This window comes from Methylocystis sp. H62, assembly GCF_015709515.1.
Taxonomy (GTDB): domain Bacteria; phylum Pseudomonadota; class Alphaproteobacteria; order Rhizobiales; family Beijerinckiaceae; genus Methylocystis.
Genome location: NZ_JADNQZ010000054.1, coordinates 103045 through 120607 on the forward strand (window position 1 = coordinate 103045; position 17563 = coordinate 120607).

Sequence of the window (17563 nt, forward strand, 5' to 3'; positions counted from 1 at the left end):
ATCATGAAGAGCCCTCCCCCCGAGATCGACGATTACGCGCCGCAGACGGGCGGGCTTGCCGCGCGCGTGGCGGCGAGCGCCGGACGGCCGCGCTATCTCGACGCGCTCAACCCCGAGCAGCGCGCCGCCGTCGAAACCCTCGACGGGCCGGTGCTCGTGCTCGCCGGCGCCGGCACCGGCAAGACGCGGGCGCTGACGACGCGGATCGGGCACATCCTGGCGCTCGGCAAGGCGCGCGCCTATGAAATCCTCGCCGTCACCTTCACCAATAAGGCGGCGCGCGAGATGCGCCAGCGCGTGGAGGCGCTCGTCGGCGAGGGCGCGCAGGCCATGCAATGGCTCGGCACCTTTCACGCGATCAGCGCCAAGATCCTGCGCCGCCACGCCGAACTTGTGGGCTTAAAACCCAACTTCACCATTCTCGACACGGACGATCAGATCCGCCTCTTGAAGCAGGTGCTGCGCGCGGAGAATATCGACGACAAGCGCTGGCCGGCGCGCGCGCTCGCCATGCGCATCGACGGCTGGAAGAACCGCGGCTTGACGCCGGCGCAGGTTCCCGCCGGCGACGCCGAGAGCTTCGCCAACGGCAAAGGCGCGGCGCTTTACGCGCTCTATCAGGAGCGGCTCAAGGTCTTGAACGCCGTCGATTTCGGCGATCTCTTGATGGAGAGCCTGCGGCTCTTTCGCGACAATCGCGATGTGCTCGCCGACTATCAGCGCCGCTTCAAATATATTCTGGTCGACGAATATCAGGACACGAATATCGCGCAATATCTGTGGCTGCGGCTGATCTCGCAGCGGGCGCCGGGGAAACAAAATCTCTGCTGCGTCGGCGACGACGATCAGAGCGTCTATGGCTGGCGCGGCGCCGAGGTCGAGAACATCCTGCGTTTCGAGCAGGATTTTCCCGGCGCCAAGGTCATCCGCCTGGAGCGCAACTACCGCTCGACCGGACATATTCTCGCCGCCGCCTCGCATCTCATATCTCATAACGAAGGCCGGCTCGGCAAAACCCTGTTCACCGATGGCGGCGAGGGCGAAAAGCCGACGCTCACCGGCGTCTGGGACAGCCAGGAAGAAGCGCGCAGCATCGGCGAGGACATCGAGCAGCTGAGCCGCAAGGACCATTCGCTCGAAGAGATCGCCATTCTCGTGCGCGCGTCCTTTCAGATGCGCGAATTCGAAGAGCGCTTCGTCGAGATCGGCCTGCCCTATCGGGTCATCGGCGGCCCGCGCTTTTACGAGCGGCTCGAAATTCGCGACGCGCTCGCCTATCTGCGCTGCGTCGCGCAGCCGGCCGACGATCTCGCCTTCGAGCGCATCATCAATACGCCCAAACGCGGTCTCGGCGACGCGACGCTGCAAATGCTGCATGAATATGCGCGGCGCGAAGCCATTCCGCTGATGCAGGCGGCGCGCGTTCTTGTCGAAAGCGAGGAGCTGAAGCCCAAGCCCCGCGGCGCGCTGCGCGGCCTCATCGGCGATCTCGACCGCTGGCGCACGCTGATCGATTCAAAGCCGCAGCATGAGCTGGCCGAGCAAGTGCTCGATGAATCCGGCTACACCGAGATGTGGCGTTCGGACAAGACGCCGGAAGCCACTGGGCGGCTCGACAATTTGAAAGAGCTGGTTCGCGCGATGGAGGCCTTTCCCGACCTCGAGTCCTTCCTCGAACATGTATCGCTGGTCATGGAGACCGACAGCGCCGCCGATCAAGAGCGCGTGTCGATCATGACGCTGCACGGCGCCAAGGGCCTTGAATTCGAAACCGTCTATCTTCCCGGCTGGGAGGAAGGGCTGTTTCCAAGCCAGCGCACGCTTGACGAGCAGGGACGCGCCGGCCTCGAGGAAGAGCGCCGTCTCGCCTATGTCGGCCTGACGCGCGCCAAGCGCCGCGCCAAGATCTATTTCGCCAGCAACCGGCGCATTCACGGTCTGTGGCAGGCGACCGTGCCCTCACGCTTCATCGACAATCTGCCGACGGGCAATGTCGAGGTGGTCGAGGCGCCGAGTGGCTCGCAATATGGCTCCTATGGCGTCTCGCGCTTCGCCAATCTCGACGTCTACGGCTCCGACTATTCGACGCCCGGATGGAAGCGGGCCAAGGCGGACGCCGAGTCGGCGCGGGGCGATTCCGCGCGTGGCGGCGCGGCGCGCGAGTCGCGCGGCGCACGCGGCAAGCAGCCCGTGACGATCGAGGGCGAAGTGATCGCGCGCTCGACCGGCGGTTCGCGCTTTGTAGTGGGCGCGCGGGTGTTTCACTTGAAGTTCGGGCCGGGCTCGGTGGCGGCGGTCGACGGCAACAAGCTCACGGTCGATTTCGATAAGGCCGGCAGGAAAATGGTGCTGGAGAGTTTTGTAGAGGCGGGGTGAGAACTTGGGCTGAGGCGCTCTTATATAAGCCTCTTAAGTTGACATTTTTATCTTGAGCCGCTCTTATCGTCGCAAGTGAACAATCTGATTCTGGTTGGCTCGATGACCCTTCCCATTCGCACTACCGTCGCTGATATCGAGGCGATCTGCGGCTATCTTGTTACAAAGCCAACCGGCGCAACTTTAGCAGAGGCGAAGGCCGTCTTAGACACCGCCGTTCTAGATGGCAGAAAATTAAATGCGTATAAGACTTGGAAATTTGTAGAAGAATCCGCCAACAAGCTTCGCATAACCGAACGCGGAAGGCTGATCGCGCGGTCTAACGGCACTAAGAAGGTCGACGCGCTACGAGCCGCCATCAAGGATTGCCCCCCCTATCAAGGAGCAATTGAAAGAGCGAAACACCGCCAAGAGCTCTCAGTGACGGCCAGTGACTTGGGTGCCTATTGGTACGACCATTACGGTGATGAAGCGTCGGACAGCGACAAAATTCTAAATGATCAAGCTGTATGTTTTTTCCAATTGGCAGAAGGCGCCGATCTTGGCCAGTTGATTGTAGGACGAAGGGGACAGCCAACTCGCTTCGAGTTCGACGCCGGGAACATCGATGCCTTCTTAGAAATCGAAGACTCCTTCGAGGAACCGCCCAGCGATCAGTTGCTAGAAAACACAGACATCGAGGAAGCAGCTAATCCTGGTGATTCAGGCGTGCACCCTAACCAGGTTCAGTGCTGCAAACCTGGCAACAACCGCGTTTTTATAACGCACGGCAAAAATCATAAGATACTCGAGCAACTGAAGGACATCGTTGCTTACGGAAAATTTGAGCCGGTTGTTGCACAAGATCGAGAAACCGCGGCCAAACCTGTCCCCGATAAAGTTATGGATGAGATGCGCGAATGTAGCGCTGCTGTGATCCACGTAAGCGTTGAAAAGGTCCTCTATGACAAAGAAGGTAACGAATACCCTCAACTGAATGGCAATGTGCTTATTGAGATCGGAGCAGCCATGGCGCTCTACGGCAAGAAATTCATCCTGCTCGTCGAGGACGGTGCCACGTTACCCTCGAACCTACAGGGCTTGTACGAGTGCCGCTATTCAGGAGACGAACTCAGTGGTGCTGCAACAATGAAGCTGTTGAAGGCATTCAACGAGTTCGCCTAGGTGCTCACCAACAGCCGCGACATCATTCGCCGCCTCGAAAAAGAGGGGTGGCGGCGCGTGCGCGTGACTGGTTCCCATCATCACTTCGCAAAGAGCGGTCGGCGAGACATCGTTACCGTGCCTCACCCGCGAAAAGACATCCCCATCGGAACCGTCAAGCACATTTACCGGCAAGCCGGCTGGGAGAAGAATTAATCAAGCGGCCTGTTGGATCAGTTCGGGACGCGGAGCCGGCAAGGCGATCACGAGTTCCGCGTCTTCGAAGCTATCAGCCCATTTTGGATCGGCTTTGATGTCCGACAAATCGCGCGTCGTCGGCAACGGATCGCCGAATTCGATCATCGCTTCGGTCCACCCTTCCAGCGCCTCAGCCGCCATGGCGAAGATGTCATCGATCTCGTCGGCGGCCGAAAAGCATCCCGGCGCGTCGGGAAAGCTCATGCCGTAGGCGCTGTGTTCGTCCTTATGGACGATGACGATGTAGGGCTTCATTGGCGGCCTCTGGGGTCCATGACAAATCATAGCGCGTTCGAGTCCGGCCCGCCATCGCCCGGCGCCACTGTACAGGGCTTCGAACTCGGGCTCATTTCAGCGCGCTTTCAGCCGTCATGCCCGGCCTGGCGCCGGGCGTCCACGCCGAGACATCACGAAACACATCGCGCGGAGACGGCACAATCGCATCGTGTCGTCGCGGGGATGGCCGCGACAAGCGCGGCCGTGACGCGGTGAGTACGCCTCGCTAACCTGGATACGGAGGCCGGCGCCATTGTGGCGTCGCCGCCACAGTCCGGCTTTTTCGGGGGCTGAGCAGGCCGCGTGGCCTCGCGCCGATTCACAAGCCTGACGCCGCGCGTTACTGTTCAGGCGAAGCAATGGAGGATTGCCGCGCGGCGGCGCTCCACCCATATCTTGACTGGAAAGGCGCCGCAGATCTCGCCGCGAGGGGATTTTGCGCAAGGAACCGCTATGACCGCTGGCGAAAAGGCCAAGCGATTTCTCCGCGCCGCGCTTGCGGCTGCGGCCGTATCGGCGCTCGCCGCTCCTGCGGTTGCGGCGCAGTATCCGCCGCGTCGCGCCGAGCTTTTTGACCCGCCGCCACTCGTCGCGCTGCTTGACGTGGTGCGTGTCCCGACGCGCGCGGCCTTAGACAATCCGAACTTCGCCGTCGCGAACGCCGCGCCCGCCGCGGTTTTGCTCGACGTCGAGTTGCGCGCCGAGCCTACCACGCCAGACCCGCTCGACCTTGCCTGGAGCCTTCAGCCGGAGGAAAAGCGCGATCTCGCCTTGGCGCTCGACGCCTGGGCGACCGGCGGCGCGGCTCTGGGAGCTGAGCGCCATCGGCTGCGCGCGGCGCTGGCCACCTCCTACGCCGCTCGGGATCTCGCGCCGTTCTGGATCGAGAAGGGAGAATGGCGCGCCTCGGCTCGGGCCGCGCTCGCGCGTCTCGCGCTCGCCGCCGACGACGGGCTCGATCTTCGCGCCTATGCCGCGCCGGACGCCGAAAAGGCTGCGCCCACGGCGGCGGACGAACTCGCTCTGTCGGAGGCGATCGCCGCCTATGCGTTACAGGCGCGCGGCGCCCGGATCGACCCTGAGCGCATTTCGCGACTCGTCGGGGCGAAAACGACCCTCCCCGATCCAGCGCTGGCCGTGGCCGAAGTCGCCGGCGCTGGCGCAACCGCCGGCGACGCGCTGCAGGCCTATAATCCCACGCATTATGGCTATCAGCAGCTGCGCGAAAAACTCATTGAGCTGAGAACGCTGCGCGCCGGCGCGCCGGCGTCTGACGGACTTTACGCCGCGGCGACTGTGGGCTCCCAGAGCGATGTCTTACCCGCAAGCAAGTCCAAGCGCCGCGCCGCCGGACTCGCCAAGGCTTCGACCTCGCGGGTCGAAGCCGAAATCATCGCCAATATGGAGCGGTGGCGCTGGTTGCCGCGCGACCTCGGCGAAGAACGGATCGAGGTGAATATCCCCGACTTCGAACTCGCCGTCGTGCGCAGCGGCGAGGTGACGCATCGCACGCGCGTCATCGTTGGCAAAGAGGCGACGCCGACGCCCATCTTCTCCAACGCGCTGCAGTACATCATCGTCAATCCGTTTTGGAACGTGCCGCCATCGATCCTGAACAAGGAGATGCTGCCGAAGGCCAATGGCGACGTCGCCGCCATCGCGGCGAACGGCTTCAACGTGTCCTATCGCGGCGGCAAGCTCGTGGTGCGTCAGCCGCCCGGCGAGCGCAACGCGCTTGGTCGCATCAAATTCATGTTCCCCAACGATTTCTCGGTCTATTTGCACGATACGCCGTCGCGCAACCTGTTCGCCGCGTCGCATCGCGCCTTCAGCCATGGCTGCATGCGCGTCGACGCGCCTTTCGCGTTCGCCGAAGCCGTGCTCGGCCCCGGCAGCGGCTGGTCGGAAAGCCGCGTTCGCCGGCTGATCGGCGGCTCGGAGCGCTACATCAACTTGGCGAAGCCGCTGCCGATCCACATCGAATATTTCACCGCCTATGTCGATGAAGGCGGGCGAATCGTGCTGCGCCCCGATCTCTACGGCTATTCGGCGCGGGTGCGGAAAGCTTTGGGGCTAGGCGCCTGAACCTTTCACCGTCGCGGAAAACAGCGCGGCGCAGCCGACCGTTTCAACGCTGACGGCGTCAAAGCGCTTTTCGAGTTCGCGCGTCAGCGTCTCCAGATCGTCCTGCGTATTCGAAAATATGCCCTTGGAATTGTAGAACGCCATCAGCCTCTGCGCGGCGAAGCTGCGCGCGACGCCGCCCTGCAGCAGCGTCGAGCCGAACACGACGGCGCCTGGGTTCATCAAGGGCGACAGACAATCAAACGCGCGCGCCTTCGTCGTCATGTCGCCCGGCAGGCAATGCAGGAGATAATTGACGCCAAGCGAGTCGAATTTGGCGCGGTCAAAATCGATCGTCTCCAGCACATTGCGCACATAGGTCTCGGGCCGGTAGCGCGCGATGCGTCGCGCCGAAAATTGCAGCGCCTCACGGTTTAAATCCATCAACGCGACGCGCGGCGTCGGAGTTGGAAAACGGCAGCGATCAAGAAAATAGCCGGTGCCGACGCCGACATCGAGATGATTGTCGCTGACATGCCGATCGTAATGGGCCAGCAGCCGCGGCGTCGGACATTTCCAGATCCAGCGATTGGACAGGCCGAGCACCAGCACATCGTAAATCGCCAGCATGTTCGGCGTGTAGACCGCCTGTCCGGCGTGAATTTGCTCGGTGGTGATCTGCATCGTGCTCGCTCCGGAACTATCGGCGGCTTCGGGGGTGACAACCGGCCCGCCTGCGTGGAAGAAGCTTATCTCATGTTCATAAGACGCTGCTAAGCTTCCAATGGCCCCTCCGCCCCTCCTCGCCCTCCAGGGCGTCATGCTCACGCTCGGCGGGAAGCCGCTGCTGGAAGGCGCCGATTTCGCCGTCGCGCCCGGCGCAAGGCTGTGCGTCGTCGGCCGCAATGGTTCGGGCAAATCGACGCTTCTCAAGATCGCGGCCGGCGAAATCGAGCCGGATGCCGGCGTGCGCTTTCTGCAGCCCGGCGCGTCGCTGCGCTATCTGCCGCAGGAGCCGGATTTTTCCGGCTTCGCCACGGCGCTTGCCTATGTCGAAGCTGGCCTCGGTCCCCTCGATGATCCCCACATCGCCAGAACCCTGCTCAACGATCTGGGGCTCGAGGGGGATGAAAACCCTGCGCGCCTCTCGGGCGGCGAAGCGCGACGGGCGGCGCTCGCCCGCGTTCTCGCGCCTGAGCCCGACATTTTGCTGCTCGACGAGCCGACGAACCACCTCGATCTGCCGACGATCCTGTGGCTCGAAGAAAGGCTCGCGGCGTTGCGCTCGGCGCTCGTGCTCATCAGCCACGACCGCCGCTTTCTTCAGGATCTGACCCGGGAAACGCTGTGGATCGACCGTGGCCGCACGCGCCATCTGGCGCGCGGCTTCAAGGAATTCGAGGCCTGGCGCGACCGCGAATTGGAGGAAGAGGAAAAGCAGCAGCACAAGTTGGAGCGCAAGATCGTCGCCGAAGAACATTGGCTGCGCCACGGCGTTTCGGGGCGGCGCAAGCGCAATATGAAGCGACTCGGGGGCCTGCATCATCTGCGCGCGGAGCGCCGCGATCGCGTCATGCCGACCGGCGACGTGAAGCTTGAAGCCAGCGAAGCGCAGCTGTCCGGCAAGCTAGTCCTCGAGGCGATCAAGATCGGCAAGTCTTACGGCGAACGCGTCATCATCGAGAATTTCACGACGCGCATTTTGCGGGGCGACCGCATCGGAATCATCGGCGCGAACGGCGCCGGCAAAACGACGCTCGTCAACCTGCTGACCGGCGCGCTCGCGCCCGACAGCGGCAAGGTGCGATTAGGCGCCAATCTCGAAATGGCGACCCTCGAGCAAAGCCGCGCGAGTCTCGATCCGGGAACCACCTTGCAGGACGCGCTGACCGGCGGCGGCTCCGACACGATCGAGATCAATGGCGAACGGCGTCACGTCATCGGCTACATGAAGGATTTCCTGTTCAAGCCGGAACAGGCGCGCACGCCCATCGGCAGGCTTTCGGGCGGCGAGCGCGGGCGCTTGCTGCTGGCGCGGGCGCTGGCGAAGCCGTCGAATCTCCTCGCGCTCGACGAACCAACGAACGACCTCGATCTCGAAACGCTCGATCTCTTAGAGGAAATGCTCGCCGATTATCCCGGCACGCTCATCGTCGTCAGCCATGATCGCGATTTTCTCGATCGCGTCGCGACGAGCGTTTTGATGAGCGATGGCGATGGCCGCTGGATTGAATATGCCGGCGGCTATAGCGACATGGTCGCTCAGCGCGGCAAGGGCGTGGAGACGCGGGTCGTGATCGCCTCAGCGCGGGAGACGAAAGAAAAGCCCGCGCCGCGCGAGAAGGCGGCGATACGGCAGAAGCTCTCCTTCAAGGAGCAGCACGCGCTCACGACCCTGCCCGCCAAGATCGATGCGTGGCGGGAACAATGCGCGAAATTGCAGAGACTGCTTGACGACCCGGAGCTCTATGCGCGCGATCCGGCTAAATTCGCCAAGGCGAGCGAAGCATTCGCCGTACTTCAAGCCGACATCGCCAAGGCCGAAGATGAGTGGCTTGCGCTCGAAATCAAGCGCGAGGAAGAGCGGTCAAACTAGAAGACTTCCGCTCTACAGAAGTCGGCACAATGGAAGTCTTCCATGCGAAGTTTTGCCGCTCGTTATTGATGATCGAAAACAGCATAGATAGATCTCGGGTTCTCTTCCAAGAGAAGCGCCGTTGCACGGAAATTTGCATTGGCGCGTCAACTAATAATAGTTCCAGGGAGAAAGCTTCGTGACACGCGCATATCTCACTCTTGGCCGCCCATTCGGCGCGACCGCTTTGGCTCTTGCGATCCTCATCGGATGGTCGCGCCCTTCGATGGCGGGCGAAACCGTCGAGATCAAAATGCTCAACAAGGGCGCGGACCGTTACATGGTGTTCGAGCCGGAGGTCGTGCGGATCAAACCGGGCGACACGATTAAATTCGTCGCGGCCGACAAGGGGCATAACGCCGTCACCATAAAGGAGTTGCTCCCTTCGGGCGCCGAGCCGTTCCGCGGCAAGATCAATGAGGAATTGGCGATCACGCTGTCAACGCCCGGCGTCTATGGCTTCCGTTGCGATCCGCACTACACGCTGGGAATGGTCGGCGTCGTCATCGTCGGAGAGCCGGCCAATCTCGACGCCGCCAAGCAGGCGAAGCTGCCCGGCAAGGCGGGCGAGGTCATGACGAAACTTCTGGGCAGCCTCTGAGTCTTCGCGCCTAATGCGGCGTTGGCGAACGCCCAATCAGCCGCAACGAGAGAGGCTTTCGCCGCGGCGAAAGCCTCTCTCCGGCAACGGGAAATGGCCGGAACGAGACGTCAGGCGCGACGAAATCGAAGGCTGACCCTGCCGATGCGGAGAATCAGCAAAGCCGCGATCAGCGGTCCCAGGGCGAGCGCGAGCAGCGCGTCAGAAAATTCGCCCGTCGCGCCTTTGACGAGACCGACGAGATACGGCCCGGCAAAACCCGAGATATTGCCGATCGAGTTGATCACCGCGACGCCAACCACGGCGTCGCCGGTTCCGAGCGCCAGCGTCGTGAAGCTCCAGAACGTCGGCAGCGCCGCGATCGCGCCGACAGCGGCGACGGACAGCGCGATCATCGACAGCAACGGTGTCGGCGCGTAGGCGGCGCAGGCCAGTCCGATTGCGCCGACGACGCCGGCGAGCGCCGTGTGGCAGACGGTCTCACGGCGCCGGTCGGAGCTGCGGCTCCAGGCCCACATCGCCAGCGCGGCGCAAATATAGGGAATTGACGCCAGCAAACTCGTCGCGATGACGCCGAATCCGAAGGCTTTGATGATTTGCGGGAGCCAGAAGCTCAAGCCGTAGAGGGCGATGACGATCCCGAAATAGGCGACGCCGAGAATGAGAATGCGCACATCCTTGAGCGCGCGCCAATGGTCGCCATGATCCTGCCCGGCCTCGCGCTCGAGCACGGCGCGCAACGACGCCTTTTCGCCGGAGGTGAGCCATTTCGCCGACCGAGGTCCGTCAGGCAGATAGAAAAAACAGACAATACCGAGAATGATCGAAGGCAGCGCCTCCATCAGGAACAGCCAGCGCCAGCCGCTGATCCCGCCGACGCCGTTCAGCGAGGCGAGGATGAATCCCGAGATCGGCGATCCGATCGCACTGGCGAGCGGAACCGCGATCAGGAAGCTGGCGAGAACGCGCGCGCGCTGGGCGGCGGGAATCCAATAGGTGAGATAGAGAATGACGCCCGGCGCGAAACCGGCTTCCATCACGCCGAGCAGCAGACGCAGAGCGACGAAGCTCGCCTCGCTCCAGACGAAGGCGGTGAGCGCCGAAACGAGGCCCCAACTCACCATGATGCGCGCGATCCACAGGCGCGCGCCGACGCGGTGCATGATGTAGTTGCTCGGCGCTTCGAACAGGCAATAGCCGATAAAGAAGACGCCGGCGGCCCAGCCGAAGAATTCCGGCGTGAAGCCAAGTTCGGCATTCATTGTCAGGGCGGCGAAGCCGATGTTCACCCGGTCGAGATAGGCGACGATAAAGGCCGTGACGAGAAAAGGGACCAGTCGCCGCGCCACTTTCGCGACGACGCGGTCGGCGTCGAGAGCCTCGCGCGCCGCGCCCGGCTTTGGAGCGGCTGCGACCGCCGCATCCGACATTAGTTAAGCCCGCTCAAAGCGCATGAGATGGTGCCAGCGATGCGGAACATCGCCGGGCAAGCGCTTAAGACCTGCCGCGCGCGCCTGCTGCTCCAGAAGCGACAAGGGCTCCGGATAGTCGCTTGTCGAGACATGATCGAAAATCGCGTCTTTTTCAGCCCGCGAAAGGCCGGTCCAGTCCTTTTCGATCCAGGCGAAATAATGCCTCAGATAGTCATCGCGCGTTTCGTCTTCCTCGCGCATCGTGTCGACCAGCAACAGCAGGCCGCCGGGCGCGAGCGCGCGCGACGCGCGGCGAAAGAACTCCGCTTTGTCCTCGGTCGACAGGTGATGCAGAACGAAGCTGCTGTGAAGGACATCGTAGGAGACGCCGTCGGAAAGAGCCGACAGCATGTCGCTGTGCGCGAGCTGCACCGGACACGGCAGAGATTTCAGGTTTTCGGCTGCGAGCGCGAGCGCGGTGTCCGAAAGATCGATCCCCTTGTAGCTTGCCGGCGGGATGCGGCGCAGAATCGGCGCAAAGACATGCGCATCGCCACAACCGAGATCGAGCAGAGAGAAGGCTCGCCCTTCGAAGCGCTCGCGCAAGGCGCGCTCGACCTCTTCGCCGAGCGCCGCATGGAACATAAAATCCTTGACGACGACTTTCTCATAGGTGTCCCAGAGATCGAAAATCTCGCCCGAGTATGCGCTCTTTACATCGGCGTTCATGAGCCAGCCTTTTTGTCGATTCACTTAAGAGCAAAGCCCAGTGCGTTGAGGGCTTCGCGAATGCGGTCGCGACCGCTCAACGCCTCCGGCCCGCGCACGCGCGACAGCGCCTGACGAATCCACCCCTGATCCGGCAGGCCCTGCTCCTTCTGGAATTCCTTGAACTTTTCGTCGAGCGTTTCGATCGCCTCGCGCTGCGCGTCGCCCCAGTCATATTGCTCGTGATGAAGCACGGCCGCCTGACCGAGGCGAGGCTTGACGGCGGCGTTGGCGGCCGGATCGGGAACGCCGACGACCATGCCGAAGACAGCGAAGACGTTCGGCGGCAGATTCAATTCCTTGGCGACCTCTTCCGGCTTATTGCGCATCGCGCCGATATAGCAGCAGCCGAGGCCGATCGATTCAAGCGCGCTGACCGCGTTCTGCGCGGCGAGCGCGGCGTCGACCGCGCCGGTCAGAAACATCTCGAAGTAAGACAATCCGGCGGCGTCACGCCCCCTCTCGCGCCCGATATTCTCGAGACGCGCGAGATCGCAGAGCCAGACGAGAAACAGCGGGGCGTGATGGACGTGCTTCTGGCCGCCGGCAAGATCGGCGAGACGTGTCTTGCGCGCCTCGTCCTGCACCGCGACGACGCTCCAGACTTGCAGATTCGACGATGTCGACGCCGACTGCGCCGCCGCGACGATGATCTCCAGCGCGCCCTCGGGCAGCGGCTCGGGCAGGAAATTGCGATGCGAACGATGCGCCAGAATGAGATCGAGCGTGTCGTTCCACTGCTGGGGCTTTGGCGAATCGTCACGGCGATAGCGTTCAAACATCGCCGCCGCGCCGCGCGGATCGAAGGTTTCCGGGCTCAAAGGCTTGTTCATGGCGCTTCCTTTAGGCGGGTTGCTCTGCTGGCGCAACATTCCGCCCTTTCGCTTTGTTGACTCTGTTGTATATTATGGAAATATACACAAATGGTCAATTTCGAGCATGTCGCCGGTTTCGAGTGGGATCACGGCAACGCGCGCAAGAGCGTCGAAAAGCACGACGTGAGCCAGGCGGAGGCTGAGCAGATTTTTGCCAATGATCCGCTGATCGTGACGGACGACTTGGCTCACAACCAGAGCGAGCCACGCTATCACGCCCTCGGTCGAACGGACGCATCTCGATTGCTGCATGTCACATTCACGCTGCGCTCAAACGGGACGCGCATTCGAGTGATCTCCGCCCGCGATATGAGTCGCAAGGAACGACAACGCTATGAGCAAGACGACTAAGACTCCGCCGCCGACGTTCGCAACCGAAGCAGACGAACGTGCTTACTGGGAAAGTCACGACTCCGCGGAACATGTCGACTGGAGCAAGGCGAAGCGCGTTCGCTTGCCGAATCTCAAACCGTCGACGACCTCGATCTCTCTACGACTCCCGGTCAGTCTGCTCGAGCAGATAAAGATCGCCGCCAATAAACGCGACGTGCCCTATCAGTCGCTGATAAAAATCTGGCTCGCCGAAAAGGTCCGCTGAGTCCTAGGAAATCCGGTTATCCGTTCGCTTGGACGGCGTCATTCCCGGCAGGCCGAAGGCCTGACCGGGAATCCAGAGCAACGTCGCGAAAGATTGGTTTTTTCTGGATTCCCGATCGCGCGCGTCGGGAATGACATTCGGCCAGATGCGTATTTACACCCGCTTCGGCACCAGGATCGCGCGAAAATCATTCACATTCGTGCGCGTCGGCTTGGTTACGATGAGATCGCCGAGCTTCTCGAACGCCGTGTAGGCGTCATTGTTGGCGAAATGCGCCTTCAGATCGACGCCGGCCTTTTTCGCGCGCTCGAACGAATCCGCCGTCATGATCGCGCCAGCGTTGTCCTCGCTGCCGTCGATGCCGTCGGTGTCGCAAGCGATCGCCGATACGCCGCCGAAGCCTTCGAGCGCCAGCGTCAGTCCGAGCAGGAACTCGGCGTCACGTCCGCCGCGTCCCTTGCCGCGCACGGTGACGGTCGTCTCGCCGCCCGAGATGATGGCGACGGGCGGCGCGAAGGGCTGGCCATGGAGGGCGATCTGCTTTGCGATGCCGGCGTGCACGAGCGCCACGTCGCGCGACTCGCCTTCAAGATCGCCGAGAATGCAGGGCGTAAATCCTGCCGCTTTCGCTACAGCCGCAGCCGCGTCGAGCGAGCCTTGCGGCGTGGCGATGAGAATGTTCTGCACTTTCTCAAAGATGGCGTCGCCGGGCTTGGGCGTTTCGCATCCGGGCTCTTGCAGATGCGCCAGCACCGCCGCCGGCGCGTCGATCTTATATTTTGCGATGACGGCGAGCGCGTCTTCGCGCGTGGTCGGATCGGGAACCGTGGGGCCCGAGGCGATCACCGATAGATCGTCATTCGGCACATCGGAAATCATCAGCGCCACGACGCGCGCCGGCGCCGCGGCGCGGGCGAGACGCCCGCCCTTGATGGCGGAGAGATGCTTGCGCACGCAATTCATCTCAGAGATGTTCGCGCCGCTCCTCAGCAGCGCCTTGTTCACCGCCTGCTTTTCCTCGAGCGTGACGCCTTCGGCCGGCAGCGCCATCAGCGCCGAGCCGCCGCCGGAAATCAGCGCGAGAACGAGATCGTCCTCGGAAAGCCCCTGCACCTTCTGCAAAATGCGCTTGGCCGCTTCGCGGCCGGCGGCGTCAGGCACCGGATGCGACGCTTCGATCACTTCAATGTGTTTTGTCGGCGCGCCATGCTCGTAGCGCGTCACGACGAGCCCTTCGAGCGGGCCTTGCCAATGCGCCTCCACCGCGGCCGCCATGGAGGCGGCGGCCTTGCCGGCGCCGACGACGATGGTGCGGCCCTTCGGCGGGGCGATCTTCGCGAGATAGGGCGGCAGGCAGACCGTTGGCGACGCAGCGGCGACGGCGGCGTCAAACATGGCGCGAAGGAGGGTGCGGAAATCGTCGGACATCGCGCATTTTACCTTGTTCTTCTGGCAATCCGTCGGTCAACGCCGTGGAGCTGCGACAACCGTCGGCGCTGTCTTTTCAGCATCTCAAGCGCCCGTCAACCGGGCGCGGAGTCGCGCGCCGCGGTGGCCCACTCATCGCGGTGGATTACGCAAAAACACGACATAGCCGCGAAAATAGGGGTGACGCGCCAGTGTTTCCGGCGGCGACCAGACGGCGCCCTCCGCGAGGCCGAGCCGGAAAGGCGTATGGACGCGTCCGACGCGCGCCAGATAATCGTCGATATGGTCCACCGTGGCGCGGCCGCGATAGGTCTGAAACACGACCTCGTCGACGCTCCGACCAAGTCTGTCAATGTCTTCCGGCGTGGCCTGAGAGGCCCAGTCCATCAGGCCGCTAACGCCGAGCGCGCAATCCGCCGGCAACGTCTGACGTAGCTCTGCAAGGAAGGCTGCGTATGTGGTCAGGCCGCGCGTCGCGGCGTCAAAGTCGATCTGAACGCCGATGACCTTGTCCGACTTGGCGCGCCATTCGGCAAGACGATGCTTGACCGCCGCAAAAATCGCGGGCGTCCAGTCGATGCTGCGAACGCGATAGACCAGCCATAATGTTTGTGGATGAGGGCTCGGCTCGGTGGCGCCCTGCGCCTTTACACGCATCTTGCCTGAATCATCGGGTCCGATTTCAGCCTGGAGCAGATAGATGGTCTTGGCGGAAGCCAGTTCGGGACGCGCCCGCACGCCCGCCCATAGCCAATAGGCGTCGTAATCCGCCGCCCGCACAATCGTATCGGCCGCCGCTGTCCAAACCAGGCCAACAGCGAGAAGACAGGCGGCGGCGACACGCCGCGATATCGTCACCAGTAAAATCTCAGGCTTTTCGCCCATGTCGTCGCGCCATATTGCGCCTTTAGCTGGTCATACCAGGCTTTGCGCTGCGCCTTCTCGACGTCCTTGCCGCCGCACGTGTTGTTGTTCGCCGGCGCGTAGCAATTGATCGCGCGGTAGAGCGCATAGGCCCGGTCGCGCGCAGGCGTCGCCGGCGCGCCGATGAGCTGCTTATAGACCTCGCCACGCGCATAGGGTTCGCCGGGAAAAATGGATTTGCCGCCGCCAAGCTCGTCGGGCGCCGGCCGGGACGCCTCAAAGCCGTCGAGACCGTTCATGCGGATGAAGTCGCCAAAGCACAACATGGCGTGCGGGTCCTGGGGATTGGCGGCGAGTTCGCCGACAACCGACTTGAGGTCCTTACAAGCGTAGCCCTTGTCGGCGCCGCCGCTCCACAGCAGGACGCTGGACTGGTAATTGGGATATTGCCCGGGCCGCGCGGTGTCGGCGTCGTCCTTCGCCAGTCCCTCCGCAGAATAATCCCGAAGGAAGCCCGCATACTGGCCGTGCGTCGCCTCTTTGAGGAGAAGCACGAAGCGCGCAAGCTTGCGCTCCTCAGCCGAGGCCGGATCCGCGACGGCCATCCGCAGCAGGATCGGACCTGCAACATATCGCAGCAGCATCGCACGAATCCGCGGAGACGACAGTTGCGTGTCCTTCAAGAAGACTTTGTTGACCTCTCCAGAGCGTTCCCAGCTCAGCGCGAGGCCGAGTTCGACCGCCTCTTTCTGCCAGGGCTGCGTGGCGCGCGGCAGCAGCCGCGTCCAGTGGTCGATCGCCGCCGCATATTGCCCCGACGCCATCAGCGCCTGACCGCGAAGAACTTCGCGGCTGAAGCCCAGATAGGGCGGCGACAACGGCCCGGGCGTCGCATCGCCCAAAAGCTTCAACGCCGTCGCATGGTCGCCGTCGACATAGTAGGCGCGCGCCGCCTTCAGAAAGGCGAACAGCGCGTCATGGCCGGCGAAGTCTCGCGCCTGCACGTCGAGATCGGCCGCCGAGAACTTCTTCTGCGACGCATCGGCGGGCCGCATCTTCGTCAAATCGTCGATCGCGAGAAGATTTGCGTCATGGACGTCTTTTGAGTCGAGACCGAGCTTCGAGTCGATTTCAGCGGCGAGATCCGAACTGCGCAGATTGGCGTCCGGATCGCGCGCATGCGTCAACTGCCACGCATACTCGGTCGCGGCTTGCGATCGGTCGCCAGCAAGCCAGTAGACGCGACGCAACAGGCCGCGCGCCGACGCCGCGTAGCGTCCGTGCGGATAGTCGGCGAGATAGGATTTGAATTCGGATTCCGCCGCTTGCAGCGACTGGCGATCCGACACTTTTGGCTCGGGCGCGCCATCCAGTTCGGCGAAGGCGCCGACCGACGCCTTGTTCAAAAGCGTGCGGGCGATCATGTAGCGTGCGCTCTCGCGCAGCCACAGATTCTGCGCTTTCGCGCGGCTGCGAAAAGCTGTGAGCGCAGCGTCGAATTCGCCGTCATAGAAGGATTTGGCGCCGGCGAGATAAGCGGCGAATTCGCGCGCGGCCGCCGATGCGTCGGCGCCCGCGACATAAGCCTTCGAGGCGCTAGACGCCGCATCCTTTCCCTGGCAGGCCGTCGTCATCTCCTTGCGTGAACGGATAAGCGCGTCGCGCTCCGCTTCGCTAAGAGCCTTTTCGGCCTGCGCAGCCTGAATAAAGGCGTCCTCGCCGCTTTGAGCCGAGACGCAGCGCGTCCCTTCGTCAAAGAAGTCGCTCGGCGTCGTCGCCACGTCTTTGACGGGCCGGCCCGCATAATCGCAAGAGTTTCGTGCGAACGCGTCGTTAAAAGCGTCGCGCGCGAAAAGCACGAAATAGTCGGGATAGATGTCGAGCTTCACCTCGTCTTTTCGCGCGTCGACGGGCCAAGGCCGCGCATCCATCATCAGGAACTGCGCGTTGACGCGGCTGTCATTGCCCGGACTGAGGAACGGCAAGTTGTCGCGATTGGAAAAGTCCTTGTGATCCAGCTTCCATCCGGCGCGGCCGAGGCCATCGCCGGCGCAGGCGAGCGCCTGGCTTGCGGAACACAGCAGCATGAGAGAGGCGAGAGTCGAAAAAAGCTGGCGCATGACGGTTCCCTGAACGTGGCCGGCAAGCTGCGTCAGACGGCGAACTGCTGGATTGGCGGGCGCGCGTCTGTCGAAAATAATCAAGAAATATTGATCCGTCTAACAATAGGGCGAGGGTGGCGCTATGCCGTCCCTCGCCCTTATA

At 62.8% G+C, this 17563-nt stretch carries 16 protein-coding genes; 8 read left to right on the forward strand and 8 right to left on the reverse strand.

Going from position 1 to position 17563, the window contains the following annotated elements:
- The first annotated feature begins 3 nt into the window (after nucleotides 1-3).
- The 3 genes from IYY11_RS12375 to IYY11_RS12385 all read left to right on the forward strand — a co-directional run bounded on the left by IYY11_RS12375 (nucleotide 4) and on the right by IYY11_RS12385 (nucleotide 3735).
- Nucleotides 4-2376: an ATP-dependent helicase gene (locus IYY11_RS12375; protein WP_196404132.1), complete on the forward strand. Its 2373-nt coding sequence runs from the start codon at nucleotides 4-6 to the stop codon at nucleotides 2374-2376.
- Nucleotides 2377-2478: 102 nt separating this feature from the next.
- Nucleotides 2479-3540, forward strand: a complete 1062-nt coding sequence (locus IYY11_RS12380; protein ID WP_210331336.1) for a TIR domain-containing protein — start codon at nucleotides 2479-2481, stop codon at nucleotides 3538-3540.
- Complete coding sequence (locus tag IYY11_RS12385) at nucleotides 3541-3735, forward strand: type II toxin-antitoxin system HicA family toxin (protein WP_029648763.1); 195 nt, start codon at nucleotides 3541-3543, stop codon at nucleotides 3733-3735.
- Here IYY11_RS12385 and IYY11_RS12390 read toward each other — a convergent pair whose 3' ends face one another.
- Nucleotides 3736-4032, reverse strand: a complete 297-nt coding sequence (locus tag IYY11_RS12390; protein WP_014890644.1) for a type II toxin-antitoxin system HicB family antitoxin — start codon at nucleotides 4030-4032, stop codon at nucleotides 3736-3738.
- Between the two features lie 474 nt (nucleotides 4033-4506).
- Between IYY11_RS12390 and IYY11_RS12395 the strand changes: the two genes are divergently transcribed.
- Nucleotides 4507-6138 carry a L,D-transpeptidase family protein gene (locus tag IYY11_RS12395; RefSeq protein WP_196404134.1) on the forward strand — a complete coding sequence of 544 codons (1632 nt, stop codon included), beginning with the start codon at nucleotides 4507-4509 and terminating at the stop codon, nucleotides 6136-6138.
- Here IYY11_RS12395 and IYY11_RS12400 read toward each other — a convergent pair.
- Nucleotides 6127-6801 carry a class I SAM-dependent methyltransferase gene (locus IYY11_RS12400; RefSeq protein WP_196404135.1) on the reverse strand — a complete coding sequence of 225 codons (675 nt, stop codon included), beginning with the start codon at nucleotides 6799-6801 and terminating at the stop codon, nucleotides 6127-6129. The genes IYY11_RS12395 and IYY11_RS12400 overlap by 12 nt on opposite strands.
- Nucleotides 6802-6901: 100 nt before the next feature.
- On the opposite strand from IYY11_RS12400, the gene IYY11_RS12405 reads away from it, so the two are divergent.
- Both IYY11_RS12405 and IYY11_RS12410 read left to right on the forward strand, forming a co-directional pair.
- A complete protein-coding gene (locus tag IYY11_RS12405; protein WP_196404136.1) occupies nucleotides 6902-8713 on the forward strand; it encodes an ABC-F family ATP-binding cassette domain-containing protein in 1812 nt (603 codons plus the stop codon).
- Nucleotides 8714-8891: 178 nt separating this feature from the next.
- The gene (locus IYY11_RS12410; RefSeq protein ID WP_196404137.1) at nucleotides 8892-9353 is read left to right on the forward strand and encodes a pseudoazurin; all 462 of its coding nucleotides are present in this window, start codon (nucleotides 8892-8894) and stop codon (nucleotides 9351-9353) included.
- Between the two features lie 110 nt (nucleotides 9354-9463).
- Here the strand turns inward: IYY11_RS12410 and IYY11_RS12415 are convergent, their stop codons facing one another.
- From IYY11_RS12415 to IYY11_RS12425, 3 genes are read right to left on the reverse strand one after another with little or no spacing between them, the layout of a single operon-like run.
- Nucleotides 9464-10783 (reverse strand): MFS transporter, encoded by a 1320-nt coding sequence (locus IYY11_RS12415; protein ID WP_196404138.1) that lies wholly within the window; start codon nucleotides 10781-10783, stop codon nucleotides 9464-9466.
- 3 nt (nucleotides 10784-10786) lie between these two features.
- Nucleotides 10787-11494, reverse strand: coding sequence for a class I SAM-dependent methyltransferase (locus IYY11_RS12420; protein ID WP_029648769.1), 708 nt, complete (start codon nucleotides 11492-11494; stop codon nucleotides 10787-10789).
- Nucleotides 11495-11514: 20 nt separating this feature from the next.
- A complete protein-coding gene (locus tag IYY11_RS12425; RefSeq protein ID WP_196404139.1) occupies nucleotides 11515-12366 on the reverse strand; it encodes an NADPH-dependent oxidoreductase in 852 nt (283 codons plus the stop codon).
- Between the two features lie 90 nt (nucleotides 12367-12456).
- On the opposite strand from IYY11_RS12425, the gene IYY11_RS12430 reads away from it, so the two are divergent.
- Both IYY11_RS12430 and IYY11_RS12435 read left to right on the forward strand, forming a co-directional pair.
- Nucleotides 12457-12759 carry a BrnT family toxin gene (locus tag IYY11_RS12430; RefSeq protein WP_196404140.1) on the forward strand — a complete coding sequence of 101 codons (303 nt, stop codon included), beginning with the start codon at nucleotides 12457-12459 and terminating at the stop codon, nucleotides 12757-12759.
- Nucleotides 12743-13006: a BrnA antitoxin family protein gene (locus IYY11_RS12435; protein WP_196399760.1), complete on the forward strand. Its 264-nt coding sequence runs from the start codon at nucleotides 12743-12745 to the stop codon at nucleotides 13004-13006. Before IYY11_RS12430 ends, IYY11_RS12435 begins: the two co-directional genes overlap by 17 nt.
- A 153-nt stretch (nucleotides 13007-13159) precedes the next feature.
- On the opposite strand, the gene IYY11_RS12440 is transcribed toward IYY11_RS12435, so the two are convergent.
- The 3 genes from IYY11_RS12440 to IYY11_RS12450 all read right to left on the reverse strand — a co-directional run bounded on the left by IYY11_RS12440 (nucleotide 13160) and on the right by IYY11_RS12450 (nucleotide 17502).
- Nucleotides 13160-14434: a glycerate kinase gene (locus IYY11_RS12440; RefSeq protein ID WP_196404141.1), complete on the reverse strand. Its 1275-nt coding sequence runs from the start codon at nucleotides 14432-14434 to the stop codon at nucleotides 13160-13162.
- Between the two features lie 132 nt (nucleotides 14435-14566).
- Entirely contained in the window at nucleotides 14567-15319 is a 753-nt protein-coding gene (locus tag IYY11_RS12445; RefSeq protein WP_196404142.1) for a DUF3142 domain-containing protein, read from the reverse strand.
- On the reverse strand, nucleotides 15289-17502 hold the full coding sequence (locus tag IYY11_RS12450) for a hypothetical protein (RefSeq protein ID WP_246719912.1): 2214 nt from the start codon (nucleotides 17500-17502) through the stop codon (nucleotides 15289-15291). The genes IYY11_RS12445 and IYY11_RS12450 overlap by 31 nt, the downstream gene beginning before the upstream one ends.
- Nucleotides 17503-17563 lie beyond the last annotated feature (61 nt).

Bases quoted from the DNA above. Each gene is read 5' to 3' on its own strand.
- IYY11_RS12375 (WP_196404132.1), top strand. From the start codon at position 4: ATGAAGAGCCCTCCCCCCGAGATCGACGATTACGCGCCGCAGACGGGC.
- IYY11_RS12380 (WP_210331336.1), top strand. From the start codon at position 2,479: ATGACCCTTCCCATTCGCACTACCGTCGCTGATATCGAGGCGATCTGC.
- IYY11_RS12390 (WP_014890644.1), bottom strand. From the start codon at position 4,032: ATGAAGCCCTACATCGTCATCGTCCATAAGGACGAACACAGCGCCTAC.
- IYY11_RS12395 (WP_196404134.1), top strand. From the start codon at position 4,507: ATGACCGCTGGCGAAAAGGCCAAGCGATTTCTCCGCGCCGCGCTTGCG.
- IYY11_RS12400 (WP_196404135.1), bottom strand. From the start codon at position 6,801: ATGCAGATCACCACCGAGCAAATTCACGCCGGACAGGCGGTCTACACG.
- IYY11_RS12405 (WP_196404136.1), top strand. From the start codon at position 6,902: ATGGCCCCTCCGCCCCTCCTCGCCCTCCAGGGCGTCATGCTCACGCTC.
- IYY11_RS12415 (WP_196404138.1), bottom strand. From the start codon at position 10,783: ATGTCGGATGCGGCGGTCGCAGCCGCTCCAAAGCCGGGCGCGGCGCGC.
- IYY11_RS12420 (WP_029648769.1), bottom strand. From the start codon at position 11,494: ATGAACGCCGATGTAAAGAGCGCATACTCGGGCGAGATTTTCGATCTC.
- IYY11_RS12425 (WP_196404139.1), bottom strand. From the start codon at position 12,366: ATGAACAAGCCTTTGAGCCCGGAAACCTTCGATCCGCGCGGCGCGGCG.
- IYY11_RS12430 (WP_196404140.1), top strand. From the start codon at position 12,457: ATGGTCAATTTCGAGCATGTCGCCGGTTTCGAGTGGGATCACGGCAAC.
- IYY11_RS12435 (WP_196399760.1), top strand. From the start codon at position 12,743: ATGAGCAAGACGACTAAGACTCCGCCGCCGACGTTCGCAACCGAAGCA.
- IYY11_RS12440 (WP_196404141.1), bottom strand. From the start codon at position 14,434: ATGTCCGACGATTTCCGCACCCTCCTTCGCGCCATGTTTGACGCCGCC.
- IYY11_RS12445 (WP_196404142.1), bottom strand. From the start codon at position 15,319: ATGGGCGAAAAGCCTGAGATTTTACTGGTGACGATATCGCGGCGTGTC.